At 64.9% G+C, this 14,909-nt stretch carries 13 protein-coding genes; 12 read left to right on the forward strand and 1 reads right to left on the reverse strand.

All coding sequences use genetic code 11. The features are described 5' to 3' along the window. Nucleotides 1-101 precede the first annotated feature (101 nt). Both rfbC and BMW89_RS22290 read left to right on the forward strand, forming a co-directional pair. Nucleotides 102-626, forward strand: coding sequence for a dTDP-4-dehydrorhamnose 3,5-epimerase (gene rfbC, locus BMW89_RS22285; RefSeq protein ID WP_092029150.1), 525 nt, complete (start codon nucleotides 102-104; stop codon nucleotides 624-626). Then, nucleotides 623-1,516 (forward strand): NAD-dependent epimerase/dehydratase family protein, encoded by an 894-nt coding sequence (locus tag BMW89_RS22290; protein WP_092029151.1) that lies wholly within the window; start codon nucleotides 623-625, stop codon nucleotides 1,514-1,516. The genes rfbC and BMW89_RS22290 overlap by 4 nt, the downstream gene beginning before the upstream one ends. 228 nt (nucleotides 1,517-1,744) lie before the next feature. Here BMW89_RS22290 and BMW89_RS22295 read toward each other — a convergent pair whose 3' ends face one another. Continuing rightward, nucleotides 1,745-2,722: a LysR family transcriptional regulator gene (locus BMW89_RS22295; RefSeq protein ID WP_092029152.1), complete on the reverse strand. Its 978-nt coding sequence runs from the start codon at nucleotides 2,720-2,722 to the stop codon at nucleotides 1,745-1,747. 119 nt (nucleotides 2,723-2,841) lie between these two features. Between BMW89_RS22295 and BMW89_RS22300 the strand changes: the two genes are divergently transcribed. From BMW89_RS22300 to BMW89_RS22345, 10 genes are all read left to right on the forward strand, one after another. Continuing rightward, the gene (locus BMW89_RS22300; protein ID WP_092029153.1) at nucleotides 2,842-3,879 is read left to right on the forward strand and encodes a class 1 fructose-bisphosphatase; all 1,038 of its coding nucleotides are present in this window, start codon (nucleotides 2,842-2,844) and stop codon (nucleotides 3,877-3,879) included. A gap of 12 nt (nucleotides 3,880-3,891) precedes the next feature. Continuing rightward, entirely contained in the window at nucleotides 3,892-4,767 is an 876-nt protein-coding gene (locus tag BMW89_RS22305) for a phosphoribulokinase (RefSeq protein ID WP_092029154.1), read from the forward strand. Nucleotides 4,768-4,783: 16 nt separating this feature from the next. After that, complete coding sequence (gene tkt / locus BMW89_RS22310; protein WP_092029155.1) at nucleotides 4,784-6,805, forward strand: transketolase; 2,022 nt, start codon at nucleotides 4,784-4,786, stop codon at nucleotides 6,803-6,805. A 14-nt stretch (nucleotides 6,806-6,819) separates the two neighbouring features. Further along, on the forward strand, nucleotides 6,820-7,905 hold the full coding sequence (gene fba / locus BMW89_RS22315; RefSeq protein WP_092029156.1) for a class II fructose-bisphosphate aldolase: 1,086 nt from the start codon (nucleotides 6,820-6,822) through the stop codon (nucleotides 7,903-7,905). Nucleotides 7,906-7,936: 31 nt separating this feature from the next. Then, on the forward strand, nucleotides 7,937-9,397 hold the full coding sequence (locus tag BMW89_RS22320; protein WP_092029157.1) for a form I ribulose bisphosphate carboxylase large subunit: 1,461 nt from the start codon (nucleotides 7,937-7,939) through the stop codon (nucleotides 9,395-9,397). A gap of 11 nt (nucleotides 9,398-9,408) precedes the next feature. Next, on the forward strand, nucleotides 9,409-9,816 hold the full coding sequence (locus tag BMW89_RS22325) for a ribulose bisphosphate carboxylase small subunit (protein ID WP_092029158.1): 408 nt from the start codon (nucleotides 9,409-9,411) through the stop codon (nucleotides 9,814-9,816). A gap of 96 nt (nucleotides 9,817-9,912) precedes the next feature. Beyond that, nucleotides 9,913-10,827, forward strand: coding sequence for a CbbX protein (cbbX, locus tag BMW89_RS22330; protein WP_092029159.1), 915 nt, complete (start codon nucleotides 9,913-9,915; stop codon nucleotides 10,825-10,827). Then, nucleotides 10,824-11,561: a ribulose-phosphate 3-epimerase gene (gene rpe, locus BMW89_RS22335; protein ID WP_092029160.1), complete on the forward strand. Its 738-nt coding sequence runs from the start codon at nucleotides 10,824-10,826 to the stop codon at nucleotides 11,559-11,561. Before cbbX ends, rpe begins: the two co-directional genes overlap by 4 nt. A gap of 180 nt (nucleotides 11,562-11,741) precedes the next feature. After that, the gene (locus BMW89_RS22340) at nucleotides 11,742-12,893 is read left to right on the forward strand and encodes an FIST signal transduction protein (protein ID WP_177196240.1); all 1,152 of its coding nucleotides are present in this window, start codon (nucleotides 11,742-11,744) and stop codon (nucleotides 12,891-12,893) included. 2 nt (nucleotides 12,894-12,895) lie between these two features. After that, nucleotides 12,896-14,767: a putative bifunctional diguanylate cyclase/phosphodiesterase gene (locus tag BMW89_RS22345; RefSeq protein WP_244547662.1), complete on the forward strand. Its 1,872-nt coding sequence runs from the start codon at nucleotides 12,896-12,898 to the stop codon at nucleotides 14,765-14,767. Nucleotides 14,768-14,909 lie beyond the last annotated feature (142 nt).

Raw genomic sequence — 14,909 nt, forward strand, 5'->3', positions numbered from 1 at the left:
TGCTAGGGATTCCTCCGGAACCACAGAAGTTCCGACATCGCCACGCGCGATGCAAACGAAAAAACCAATTCACCAGGGGTGTTCGGGAGGGAGCGCCTGACATGAAGTTCACGCCATTGGCGTTGCCAGGCGTCCTGGAAATCGGGATCGAGCCGGAGGCCGACGCACGCGGATTCTTCGCGCGGCTGTTCGACGCTGAAGCGTTCGTCGCGCACGGCCTGCCGACGCATTTCGCACAGCACAGCCTGTCCTACAACGAACGCGCGGGTACCTTGCGCGGCTTGCACTATCAGGCGGGTCGGCTGGAGGCCAAGCTGGTGCGTTGCGTTGCCGGCCGCGCCTTCGACGTGATCGTCGATCTGCGCCGAACGCTGCCGACCTATGGACAATGGTGCTCGGTCGAGCTCGCCGCCGATCGCCGCAACGCCGTGTTCATTCCTGCCGGATGCGCGCATGGCTTCCAGACGCTCGCAGATCGCACCGAGCTGATGTACTTCATCGATACGCCTTATGACGCGCCAGGTGCGACCGGCATTCGCTGGGATGATCCATCACTGGCAATTGCATGGCCGCTTGCCGATCCGATCCTGTCCGCGCGCGACCGCGCGCTGCCCTATCTCGCATGAAGCGGGTGCTGGTCACAGGCGCCTCCGGATTCATCGGTCATGCGCTGGTGCCGGCGCTGCTTGAATGCGGCTTCGAGGTGCATGGCGTCGCGCGCGCGCCGCGACCGGCGAGCGCCGGCGTCACGTGGCATGCGGCTGATCTGCTCACTGAATCCGGTCGCGCGGATGCGCTGCTCGCATCGCGCCCGACGCACCTCGTGCATCTCGCCTGGGAAGCGCGGCCGGGGCGCTATCGCGAAAATCCCGTCAACCGGCTCTGGGCGGAGGCGAGCGTCGACCTGCTCGCGCGCGCCAGGGCCTGCGGCACGCGCCGGATCCTCGGGATCGGAAGCTGCCTCGAATACGGCCCGCAAGCTGGTCCGTGCGCGGAACTGACCGATTGTCGCCCGACGACGTTGTACGGCCAAACCAAACTCGTGACATCCGAGGCTTACATCGCCGCTGGCGCTGCCTGGGGCCGCGTGTTCTTCCCCTTCGGTCCGCACGAGCCGGAGAAGCGCCTCATCCCTTTGCTGATCAGGAGTCTGCGCGCCGGACAGGCCTTCGACTGTTCGCACGGCGAGCAATTGCGCGACTTCGTCTATGTCGACGACCTCGCGCAGATGATCGCGGCTGTGCTCGAGAGCGATCTGACCGGCGCCGTCAATCTCGCCGGCGGCGAAGCGCGCAGCCTGCGCAGCGTGATCGAGCATTTCGCCGACAGGCTCAAGGCGCGGCACCTGGTCAGGTTCGGCGTCGTCGACGCAACCGGCGTCGATGCCGAACCGCTTATCGCGGCCGAAATCGGGCTTCTCCGCAGCGTCACCGCCGGCGTGCCGGCCATCGGATTCGAGGCCGGCGCAGACCGCGATCTTGCGTGGTGGATCGAGCGTCTGTCGGGGAGAGGGTGAGATGCAGTCCTTTCGCGGTCGCTCCGGCGCGAACAGAACCCAGGGCAACTCCGGAATTGTCTGACCGCGCGCATATGCTAGCACTAGCCGATCGACATTTCTTCACGACGGCCGGGGCCGAGCGATGACGACCTTCAACCGCATCTTCACGACAGAGCGCCTGCTCCAGATCATCGTCATCCTGGCGGCAACGGTTGCGATGAAGCTGATGGGCTGAATATCAGCGGGCTATTGCGCGCCGAATTCGGGCACGTCGGGCAGATAGTTCGATCCCTCTGAGCCCAGAAAATCGAACATCGCCTGCGCCGGCGGCAGCAGCACCTTGTCGCTGCGGCGGATCACGTACCATTGCCGGACGATCGGCAAGCCGGCGACGTGGAGCACGATCAGCCGGCCCTCCGCGAGCTCGTGCGCCACCGTGTGCGCCGAGATGAAGGCGATGCCGAGCCCGGCGATCACAGCCTGCTTGATGGTCTCGTTGCTGCTCATCTCCATGCCGATGATCGGCTCGAGGTCCGACCTCTGGAACATGCCCTCCATCAGCGTCCGCGTGCCCGATCCCCGCTCGCGGGTGAGGAAAGTCTCGTGCACGAGATCGGTCAGGCTGAGGCCTCTATCCTTCTCCAGCCAGTGGCCCTTGCGGGCGACGATGATGTGCGGATTGCGCCCGAGCTGACGGACATCGACACTGACGTCGGCCGGTGGCCGACCCATCACCGCGAAATCGAGGTCGTAGCCGTGCATGGCCTCGCGGATCTCCTCACGATTGCCGACGGTGAGCTTGATCTCGACCTTCGGATACCGCTTCGAGAATGCCGCGATCGCGTGCGGCACGAAGTACTTCGCGGTCGAGACCGCGCCGAGATGCACGGTGCCGCCGGTTCGTCCGGCGAGCAGATCGAGCGCGCCTTGGCAGTCCATGATCGCGGCTTCGACGCGCTCGGCCAGCGTCAGCACCTCCTTGCCCGCCTCCGTCAGCAGCATGCCGTCGCCGGTCCGCTGCACCAGCGGCAAGCCGGCGAGGTCCTGAAGCTGCCGGAGTTGCTGGGTGACGGCCGGCTGGGTCAGACCGAGAAGGCCGGAGGCAGCTGTGACGCTGCCCTTGGCCGAGAGCGCCGCGAGCGAGCGCAGCTGCCGGATCGTCAGATGCCGGAGCTGGGTCGCCGCCTGGCCAGGGCCATTATAAGAAATTTCTTTGACACTCATTATGAATAGAAATTTTCCTTATTAAGCCGCCCCTGTCAATCTCCTCATGCCGGGACCGACCGCGACCTACCTCCGCCAGGGAGGGAATGGATGCGGCGCCCGCAAGGGGATGGACGCAGATGACCGGGCAACTCAGGCTGGACGACCACCTTCAACGGTATTCCGAGACGGCTCCGCACGCGCTTGCGGTCGCGGCTGCAGTCGATGCCATCGCGGCAGCGGCGATCGAGATCGCCGACCTCATCGCCACGGGCGATCTTGCCGACGCCTCCGGCCTGACCACCGGCCGCAACAGCGACGGCGATCTCCAGCGCGATCTCGACGTGCAGGCGGATGCGATCCTGCGCCGCTGCCTCGGCAAGCTGCCGATCGCGGCGTTGGCATCGGAGGAGATGCGCGAGCCGCAGATCGGCGACCGCGAAGGCCGCATCTGCGTCGCGATCGACCCGCTCGACGGCTCCTCCAACATCGACATCAACATGACCGTCGGCACGATCTTCTCGATCCTGCCTGCGCCGGATGATCTCGCGCTCGCCTTCCACCAGCGCGGCTCGGCGCAGCTCGCGGCAGGGTTCGTCACCTACGGGCCGCAGACTTCGCTGGTGCTGACGCTCGGCGACGGTGTCGACATCTTCACGCTTGACCGCAAGGCCGGCTGCTTCAGCCTCGCGCGCAGCGGTGTTCAGGTCGCCGAGACGTGCGACGAGTTCGCGATCAATGTGTCGAATCGCCGGCATTGGGATCCGCCGGTGCGCGCCTTCGTCGACGAATGCCTTGCCGGCGTCGACGGGGCCGCCAACCGCAATTTCAACATGCGCTGGATCGGATCGCTGGTCGCGGAAGCCTATCGCATCCTCACCCGCGGCGGCGTGTTCCTCTATCCCTCTGATGCGCGCCCTGGCTATGGCGACGGCCGCCTGCGCCTCACCTACGAAGCGCATCCGATGGCGATGATCATCGAGCAGGCCGGCGGCTCTGCCTCGACGGGGCGCGAGCGCATCCTCGACCTCGCCGCGCAAAGCCTGCACCAGCGCGTGCCCCTCGTCATGGGCTCGAGCAGCGAGGTGCGCCGCGTCGAGGAACTGCATTGCGATCTGCTGCTGGTGGCGAGCGGCTCCGCGCCGCTGTTCGCGCGTCGCGGCTTCTTCCGCGTTTGAGAGGGACGGCGCATGTCCAGAAAGCATCCGATCATTTCCATCACCGGCTCCTCCGGCGCCGGCACGACCTCGGTGAAGAGGACCTTCGAGCAGATATTCTTCCGCGAGAAGGTCAACGCCGCCTACATCGAAGGCGACGCCTTTCACCGCTATGACCGCACCGAGATGCGTACGCAGATGGCCAGTGAGGCCGAGCGTGGCAACAGGCATTTCAGCCATTTCAGCCCCGAGACCAATCTGTTCGAGGAGCTGGAGCGGGCGTTCCGCGATTATGGCGAGACCGGCACTGCGACGACGCGGCATTACGTGCACGATGCCGAGGAATCCGCGCTGCATGGCGTAGCGCCCGGCACCTTTACCGAATGGGAACGGCTGCCGGAGAATTCGGATCTGCTGTTCTACGAAGGCCTGCACGGCGCCGTCGTCACCGAGAAGGTCAATGTTGCACGCTATGCCGACCTCAAGATCGGCGTCGTGCCCGTCATTAATCTCGAATGGATCCAGAAGCTGCACCGCGACCGCAGTGCGCGCGGCTATTCGACCGAAGCTGTCACCGACACTGTGCTGCGGCGGATGCCAGACTATATCCACTACATCTGTCCGCAATTCAGCGAGACCGACATCAATTTCCAGCGCGTGCCGACGGTGGATACTTCCAATCCTTTCATCGCGCGCTGGATCCCGACGCCGGACGAATCGATGGTCGTGATCCGCTTCAAGAACCCGCGTGGCATCGATTTCCCCTATCTGCTCTCGATGCTGCCGCACAGCTGGATGTCCCGTGCGAACTCCATTGTGTGTCCCGGCGCGAAGCTTGATCTGGCGATGCAGCTGATCCTGACGCCGCTGATCATGCAGCTGATCGAGCGCAAGCGAAATCTGAAGTGAACGAGGGGAGGATCCGATGAATATCTCCGTCCACGCGGACGCCGACCTCACGGCAGTCACGCACCGCGATCTCGCCAATGCCGTCCGCTTCCTGGCGATCGACGCCATCGAGACCTCGCAGTCCGGCCATCCCGGTTTGCCCATGGGCATGGCCGACGTCGCGACCGTGCTGTTCTCACGGTTCCTGAGGTTCGACTCCGCACACCCCAATTGGCCGGACCGCGACCGTTTCGTGCTCTCGGCGGGGCACGGTTCGATGCTGCTCTATGCTCTGCTGCATCTCACCGGCGGCGCCGTCAGCCTCGACGACATCAAGGCCTTCAGGCAATGGGGCTCGAAGACGCCGGGCCATCCGGAATATGGTCATACGCCTGGTGTCGAGACCACGACGGGGCCGTTGGGGCAGGGGATTGCGACCGCGGTCGGCATGGCGCTCGCGGAACGGATGGCCAATGCACGGCATGGCGATGGGCTTGTTGACCATTTCACTTATGTGATTGCCGGCGATGGCTGTCTGATGGAAGGCATCAGCCAGGAGGCGATCTCATTGGCGGGCCATCTCCAGCTCGGCCGCCTGATCGTGCTGTTCGACGACAATGGTATCTCAATCGACGGGCCGACGTCGCTTGCCACCTCCGACGACCAGCTTGCGCGTTTCGCTGCGTCCGGTTGGTCGGTGCGCCGGGTGGATGGCCACGATCCCGAGGCCGTCGCGCAGGCGATTGCGGAGGAACGCGAGAGCACAAAACCGTCGCTGATCGCCTGCCGCACCGTGATCGGCTATGGCGCGCCTGATAGGCAAGGCACCGAGAAGGCGCATGGCGCGCCGCTCGGCGCTGAGCAGGCCGCGGCGGCGCGGCGAACGCTCGGCTGGGATTATCAGCCCTTCGTGGTGCCTGTCACGATCGCGAAGGCGTGGCGGATGGTCGGGCAGCGCGGGCAGGTCGAACGTCTCGCCTGGCTCGATCGCTACGAAGGCGCGACGCCGGAGCAGCGCGATCTGTTCGTCGAGGGCAAGGCCGTGGCTCTGCCGGCCGCCTATGCGCTGGCCGCGGCGAAACTGCGTGAACGCTTTGCGAGCGAGCGGCCCAAGCTTGCGACGCGGCAGGCCTCGCAACAGGTGCTCGACGGCATCGCCGGGACGATCCCCGGGCTCGTCGGCGGCTCGGCGGACCTGACCCATTCGAACCTGACGCACGCCAAGGCGCAGGCTCCGGTCAAGAGCGGCGCATTCGGCGGCGACTACATCCATTACGGCATTCGCGAGCACGGCATGGCCGCCGCGATGAACGGCCTCGCCCTGCACGGCGGCTTCATTCCCTATGGCGGCACGTTCCTCGTCTTCTCAGACTACAGCCGGCCGGCGATCCGCCTTGCGGCGCTGATGCGGCTGCGTGTCATCCATGTGATGACCCATGACTCCATCGGGCTCGGCGAAGACGGCCCGACGCACCAGCCGGTTGAGCATCTCGCGGCGCTGCGGGTCATTCCGAACTTGCTCGTGTTCCGCCCCGCAGACGCAGTGGAGACATTGGAGGCCTGGGACTGTGCGCTCGCGAGCGAAGATCGTCCGTCGGTGCTGTGCCTGTCGCGGCAGGCCTTGCCGACCTTCCGCAGCGATGCGCGCGGCAAAAACCGCGTCGCGCGCGGTGCCTATCTCGTTGTCGCGCCGGATGGCGGTCGCGACGTGACATTGATGGCGACCGGTTCGGAGGTCTCCATCGCGCTGGAAGCCGCACGCCTGCTCGCGACCGAACACATCCGTGCGGCCGTGGTCTCGGCGCCCTGCTTCGCGCTGTTCGAGGAGCAGCCGGAGGATTATCGCGGCTCCGTGCTCGGCGCAGCGCCTCGCGTCGGTATCGAAGCGGCCGTAGTTGGCGATTGGCATCGCTGGATCGGTTCTGATGGCGAATTCGTCGGCATGCGCGGCTTCGGGGCCTCGGCGCCGGCACCGGTGCTCTACCGCGAATTCGGCATCACGCCGCAAAGCATTGCGGAAGCCGCCCGACGGGCGGTCATCCGCGCTCGCAAGCAATAACAGGAGGAATTTTCGTGGCCCGTATCACCCTTCGCCAACTGCTCGATCACGCCGCAAATCACGGCTACGCGGTGCCGGCGTTCAACATCAACAACATGGAGCAGGGCATCGCGATCATGCAGGCGGCGGCCGAGGTCGATGCGCCCGTCATCATGCAGGCCTCGCGCGGCGCCCGCAGCTACGCCGGTGACATCATGCTCTCGCACATGATCGACGCGCTGGAGCGGACCTATCCGGACATCCCGCTCTGCATGCATCAGGACCACGGCAATGACGAGGCGACCTGTGCGTCCGCGATCGCCCATGGCTTCACCTCGGTGATGATGGACGGTTCGCTCAAGGCGGACGCCAAGACCGCGGCGGACTACGACTACAACGTCGCGATCACCCGCCGCGTCGTCGACCTCGCGCACTGGGTCGGCGCGTCCGTCGAAGGTGAGCTCGGCGTGCTCGGCTCTCTTGAGCATGGCGGTGGCGAGCAGGAGGATGGCCACGGCGTCGAGGGCAAGGTCAGCCACGACCAATTGCTGACCGATCCCGACCAGGCCGTCGATTTCGTCCGCGCCACCAAGGTCGATGCGCTTGCGATCGCGATGGGCACGTCCCACGGTGCGTACAAGTTCAGCCGCAAGCCTGATGGCGACATCCTGGCGATGCGGGTGGTCGAGGAGATTCATCGCCGGCTGCCGAACACGCATCTTGTGATGCACGGCTCCTCGTCGGTGCCGCAGCCGTTGCAGGACATGTTCAACCAGTTCGGCGGCGAGATGCCGCAGACCTGGGGCGTGCCGGTGGAGGAGATCGTGCGCGGCATCAAGAGCGGCGTGCGCAAGGTCAATATCGATACCGATTGCCGCCTGGCGATGACCGCGGTGTTCCGCAAGGTCGCCGCGCAGACGCGTTCCGAGTTCGACCCACGCAAATTCCTCAAGCCGGCGATGGATGCGATGCGCGAGCTGTGCCGCAACCGTTTCGAGCAGTTCGGCACCGCGGGCCACGCCAGCAAGATCAAGGTCATTCCCTTGAGCGAGATGGCGCGGCGCTATCGCGACGGTGAACTCGATCCGCGCATCGACGCCCGCGAGCCGGTCGCCGCCTAATCATTCAGAGAGAGAAGAAGAGGAGAGAGCCATGAATGCACATGCAGGAACCGTTCGCGGCAAAGAACGCTATCGATCGGGTGTGATGGAATACGCGCGCATGGGCTATTGGGAGCCCGACTATGTGCCAAAGGACACCGACGTTATCGCGCTGTTTCGCGTCACGCCGCAAGAGGGCGTCGACCCGATCGAGGCGTCGGCCGCAGTCGCCGGCGAATCCTCGACCGCGACCTGGACGGTGGTGTGGACCGACCGTCTGACTGCTGCGGAGAAATATCGCGCCAAGTGTTATCGCGTCGATCCGGTGCCTAACACGCCGGGCTCCTATTTCGCCTACATCGCCTACGACCTCGACCTGTTCGAGCCTGGTTCGATCGCCAATCTGTCGGCCTCGATCATCGGCAACGTGTTCGGCTTCAAACCACTCAAGGCGCTGCGTCTGGAGGACATGCGCTTCCCCGTCGCCTATGTGAAGACCTTCCAGGGACCGGCGACCGGCATCGTGGTCGAGCGCGAGCGCCTCGACAAGTTCGGTCGGCCGCTGCTGGGCGCGACGGTGAAGCCGAAGCTCGGACTCTCCGGGCGCAACTACGGCCGCGTCGTCTACGAGGCGCTGAAGGGCGGGCTCGACTTCACCAAGGACGACGAGAACATCAACTCGCAGCCCTTCATGCACTGGCGCGATCGCTTCCTCTATTGCATGGAGGCGGTGAACCGCGCACAGGCTGCTTCGGGCGAGGTCAAGGGCACTTACCTGAACATCACCGCCGGGACGATGGAGAACATGTACGAGCGCGCGGAGTTCGCGAAAGAACTCGGCTCGGTCATCGTCATGATCGACCTCGTGATCGGCTACACCGCGATCCAGTCCATGGCGAAATGGGCGCGCCGCAACGACATGATCCTGCATCTGCACCGCGCCGGTCACTCGACCTATACGCGGCAGAAGAGCCATGGCGTGTCGTTCCGCGTCATCGCCAAATGGATGCGGCTTGCCGGCGTCGACCACATCCATGCCGGCACGGTGGTCGGCAAGCTCGAGGGCGATCCCAACACCACGCGCGGCTATTACGACGTCTGCCGCGAGGACTTCAACCCGACCATGCTCGAGCACGGCCTGTTCTTCGACCAGTCCTGGGCGAGCCTGAACAAGATGATGCCGGTCGCCTCGGGCGGCATCCACGCGGGCCAAATGCATCAGCTGCTCAATCTGCTCGGCGAAGACGTCGTTCTGCAATTCGGCGGGGGCACGATCGGCCATCCCATGGGCATCGCGGCCGGCGCGATCGCCAACCGCGTGGCTCTGGAAGCGATGATCCTCGCCCGTAACGAGGGGCGCGATTACGTCCATGAAGGGCCGGAGATCCTGGCCAGGGCGGCCGAGACCTGCACGCCGCTGAAAGCTGCGCTCGAAGTCTGGAAGGACGTTTCCTTCAATTATCAATCCACCGACACGCCGGACTTCGTGCCGACCGCGCTCGAAACCGTCTAGGGAGACGCAACATGAAACTCACCCAGGGCTGCTTCTCGTTCCTGCCTGACCTGACCGACGATCAGATCACCAAGCAGGTGCAATACTGCCTCGCCAACGGCTGGGCGGTGAACATCGAGTTCACTGACGACCCGCATCCCCGCAACACCTATTGGGAGATGTGGGGCCTGCCGATGTTCGATCTCCAGGACGCCGCCGGCGTGATGATGGAGCTCGCCGAATGCCGCAGGGTGTACGGTGACCGCTACATCCGCCTCAGCGGCTTCGACTCCAGCCATGGCTGGGAGTCGGTGCGGATCTCCTTCCTCGTCAACCGCCCGCCGCAGGAGGCCGAGTTCGAGCTGGTGCGGCAGGAGGTCGGGGGACGCGCGATCCGTTACAGCACCGTCCGAAAGAACGTCGCGCACGCGCCGCAATAGCCATTCGTTTCCGCGCGGAGCCTCCCTGCTCCAGATCCTTGGCGGACAACTGCTTCGCCGCCGCCCCGCGGCGAAGCCATTTTATTCGAGGCGCCGATGCTTGATGTGCCCACCACCGAAACCGCGTTCGATCTTCGCAAGGAGGCCGAAGCTGCCGGGATCACCGACACGTTGCAACAGCTCGAGCAGGAGCTGATCGGCCTCCGGCCGGTCAAGAGCCGCGTGCGCCAGATTGCGTCGCTGCTGCTGATCGAGCGCATCCGGCAGCGTGCGGGACTGGCATCGTCGCCGCCGACGCTGCACATGTCGTTCACGGGCAATCCCGGCACCGGCAAGACCACGGTGGCGCTGCGCATGGCCAAAATCCTGCACGGCCTCGGCTTTGTGCGGCGCGGGCAGGTGATCTCGGTGACGCGCGACGATCTCGTCGGGCAATATATCGGCCACACCGCGCCGAAGACGAAAGAGATTTTGAAGAAGGCGATGGGCGGCGTGCTGTTCATCGACGAGGCCTATTATCTGCATCGTCCCGACAATGAGCGCGACTACGGCCAGGAGGCGATCGAGATCCTGCTTCAGGTGATGGAGAACCAGCGCGAGGACCTCGTCGTGATCCTTGCCGGCTACGGCGAGCGGATGACGAGCTTCTTCGCCAGCAATCCCGGCTTCCGCTCGCGCATCGCCCACCACATCGACTTTCCCGACTATGCGGAGGCCGAGTTGCTTGTCATCGCCGAGCTGATGCTCAGGGAGCGTGGCTATCGCTTCTCGGCGGCGGCGCGCGAGGCCTTCGAGAAATACATCGCGTTGCGCCGGACCCAGCCGTTTTTCTCCAATGCACGCTCAATCCGCAACGCCGTCGACCGCATCCGCCTGCGGCAGGCTGACCGCCTGGTGTCGGACCTCGATCGCATGCTTGATGTCGCCGATCTCGAAACCATCGATCCGGCGGATGTCCTCGCAAGCCGCGTCTTCAGCGGTGGCGCCGATGTGCGGAGTGCGAAGCCATGACCCGAGAAATCATTATCGCTCCCTCGATCCTGGCTGCGGATTTCGCTCGCCTCGGCGAGGAGATCGCGGCGATAGACGCAGCCGGTGCCGACTGGATCCATTGCGACGTGATGGACGGACATTTCGTGCCGAACATCAGTTTTGGTGCCGAAATCATCAAGGCGATCCGGCCTGTGACGTCGAAGATTTTCGATGTGCATCTGATGATCGCGCCTGTTGATCCCTATCTGGAAGCATTCGCAAAGGCAGGCGCCGATGTCATCACCGTTCATGCCGAAGCGGGTCCGCATCTCGACCGCTCGCTCCAGGCGATCCGCGCGCTCGGCAAGAAGGCCGGTGTCAGCCTGTGCCCGGCGACGCTGGAGAGTGCGATCGAATATGTGCTCGATCGTCTCGACCTCGTGCTGGTGATGACCGTCAACCCCGGCTTTGGCGGCCAGTCCTTCCTCGACTCCCAGCTTGAGAAGATCAGCCGCATTCGCAGCATGATCGGCGACCGGCCGATCCGGCTCGAGGTCGATGGCGGCGTCACGCGCGACAATGCGGCTGCGGTGGCTGCCGCGGGCGCAGATACGCTGGTGGCGGGTTCCGCTGTGTTCCGTGGCAAGAGCAGTGCTGATTATGCGGGCAACATCGCGGCCATTCGCGTTGCTGCGGAAGCCGGCCGGGTTCCAAGACTGCAACATAGTTCCGTGCCGTCGATGCGTGCAGGAGAGGGCGTGCGTATCCGGTAGACTACGGAGGCCTTGCTCGTGCAGGCGATATTTCTCCGCGGTCTTACGGAGAATATGTCGCGAGTCGACGTCATCTTTCACGCCGAGGTAACCAACGGTGGTGAAGCCGGTGTCCGATTAACGACGAGGCAATGCGCCGCGACACAATCTGTGGTTCAAAGACCGCAGAGAGCGCGTGGGATGCACATTCAATATCTCCACTGGAATGCTGCCCATGGCTGGCGCGGAGCGAACGCCCTGCGCGAGCCGGCCCAGCTCGTGCTTTATTTCGGCTGCCGGGACCGACTGGCGGGCGGCGAGCGATATCGCGAACTTCGTGGTCTCTATCCCGATAGTCACATCGTCGGTTGCAGTACCGGCGGACAGATCCATGGCGACGACATCGCCGACGATGAAGTCGTCGCCGTCGCCCTGTGCTTTGCGCGTACGCAGGTGCGGCTCGTGGACGAGCCCATCGAATCCCGCGAAGTGTCGCGCGACTGTGGCGCGCGTCTCGCCCGACAGGCGATGGCGGAGGATCTGGCCGGCCTGTTCGTCTTGTCCGACGGATTGTCGGTGAACGGGGGCGAGCTGCTCGCCGGGATCACCGAGGTTCTGGGGCCGGACGTGCCCGTCACCGGCGGACTCGCAGGCGACGGAACGCAATTCGAGCAGACATTGGTCGGCGCCGATGGCGAGCCACTGCCGAACCGCGTCGCCGCGATCGGATTCTATGGCGCCTCTTTTCGTTTCGCCCATGGTTGTGCCGGCGGCTGGGATGTGTTCGGCCCGCGTCGCAAGGTGACGAAGTCGGAGGGGCCTGTCGTGGTCGAGCTCGACGGCGAGCCGCCGCTCGATCTCTACACCCGCTATCTCGGCGAGGAGGAGGCGGCTGCGATGCCGGGCTCGGGCCTCGCGTTTCCCCTGCGCATTCACGACGAGGCCGAGCCGGATCGGCAGATCGTGCGTTCCGTCTTCGCGGTGGATCGCAGTGCCGGCACCCTGACGTTTGCCGCCGACATTCCGGAAGGATGCACCGCGCAGTTGATGCGCGCCAATTTCGACAGCCTCGCGGCCGGCGCAGGTGAAGCGGGCCGGCAGGCGCGCAGCGCGCTCGCCGATGAGATCGAGGGCGACAAGCTCGCGATCCTGGTGAGCTGCACTGGCCGCCGCAGGGTGATGGGGCAGCGCACGCAGGATGAGCTGGATGCGGTTGCCGCCGAGCTCGGCGACGACGTCGTCCGCATCGGTTTCTACTCCTATGGCGAGATCGCGCCGCCCGCGGCCACCGGCCGCTGCGAGCTGCACAACCAGACCATGACCGTGACCATGATCGCGGAGGCGGCCCCGTGACCATGCACCGCCTGCTGGCAAGACAGATTCGCCAATCGACCGACGAAACCGGCCAGGTCGATCTGACCAGGCTCGGTGAGCTCGTCAGCGCGGCCTATGAGGAGAGCGACAGCGATCGCCGCCGCACCGACCGTGCCATCAAGCTGATGATCGAGGAGCTCGAGCGGACGCACAAGCGCGCCGAGCAGGACCTGCTGCGGGCGCGCGAATTCCTCGACAGCATTATCGAGAACATTCCGATCGCGGTGTTCGCCAAGGACGCGAAGGACTCCCGCTACGTCCTGCTCAACCGCGCCGGCGAAGAATATTACGGGATGCCGCGCGAAGAGATGCTGGGCAAGACGCCGGAGCAGATATTTCCGCGGGATATCGCCCGCCTCGTCAGCGAGCAGGATCGCCGCGTCGTCGACAGCGGCACGCCGATGTTCCTGGAGGGGCACCTGCTCGAAGTCGGGGTCAACGGCCATGACCGTCTGGTCAACTCGCGCAAGCTGCTGGTACGCGACGGCAACGGCGCGCCGCAATATCTCGTCGGCGTCATCGAGGACGTGACCGAGCGGATCACCAACGAGGCGCGGATCAGCCATCTTGCCCATCACGACGCCCTGACCGACCTGCCGAACCGCAGCGCCTTCAACGCGGCGCTGGATGAACGGCTGGAGCGGGCGCAGGAGGCCTCCACGAGTTTTGCGGTGCTCAGCCTCGACCTCGACCGCTTCAAGGAAGTCAACGACGTGTTCGGTCATCCGGTCGGCGACATGCTGATGCGGGCAGCAGCGGATCGTCTGGCTGCGGAGGCCGACGGCGCCTTCGTCGCCCGCATCGGCGGCGACGAGTTCATGATCCTGATGCCCAACGACATCAGGCGCGAGGACGCGCTAGCGCTCGCCGAGCGTCTGGTCGAGGTGATCGGCAAGGAACTCGAGGTCGACGACTATCTCTCCCAGGTGGGCGTCAGCGTCGGCATCGCCGTCTACCCCGATGACGGCGTGGATGCCGTGACGCTGCTCGCCAACGCCGATTCCGCGCTCTATCGCGCCAAGCGCGAGGGCAGGGGCAGGGTCTGCTTCTTCGAATCCGAGATGGACCAGGAGCTGCGCGACCGCAGGCTGTTGCAGCACGATCTGCGCCAGGCGCTGGAGCAGAACCAGTTGCTGGTCTACTTCCAGCCGCAGGCGCGGATGAATGGCGAGGTGATCGGCTTCGAGGCGCTGCTGCGCTGGAATCACCCGACGCGGGGCTTCGTGCCGCCCGACCAGTTCATTCCGCTCGCGGAGGAGAACGGGCTGATCATCCAGATCGGCGAATGGGTTTTGCGCGAGGCCTGCCGCGAGGCGGCATCCTGGCCGCGGCCGTTGCAGGTGGCGGTCAATCTGTCGCCGGTCCAGTTCCAGGCCGGCGATCTCGAACGCTCGATCCACCAGATCCTGCTGGAGACGGGGCTTGCGCCGACACGGCTCGAGGTCGAGATCACCGAGGGCGTGCTGATCGGCGATTTCACCCGCGCGCTCAATCTGCTGCGGCGGCTGAAGGCGCTCGGCATCCGCATCGCGATGGACGATTTCGGCACCGGGTACTCGTCGCTGTCCTATCTCCAGTCGTTTCCGTTCGACAAGATCAAGATCGACCGCAGCTTCATCTCCAATCTCGAGGTGACACCGCAATCGGCCGAGATCGTCCGCGCCGTCCTCAGCCTCGCGCACGCGCTGAATATCCCGGTCGTTGCCGAGGGGGTGGAGACCGAGGCCCAGCGTGCCTTCCTGGAACGCGAGGCCTGCGAGGAGATGCAGGGTTATCTCGTCGGCCGGCCCGACCTGATCGAGCGCTATCTCGACCTGATCGGCGTCGCCGTGGAACGGCGGCTCTACGCTTAGCCGACCGTTCCGGTTCCACGCTGGTCTACCGATAGGAACCAATGCGGGCCTGCGCATTTCTCAAAAGTTAACTGCGATCAGCCGGGCTGCGCGCGCATAAAATGTTTTGCACAACCGCCATCGGCCTGACGCAAATCAGGGC

It is taken from the genome of Bradyrhizobium sp. OK095 (assembly GCF_900109945.1).
GTDB lineage: Bacteria > Pseudomonadota > Alphaproteobacteria > Rhizobiales > Xanthobacteraceae > Bradyrhizobium.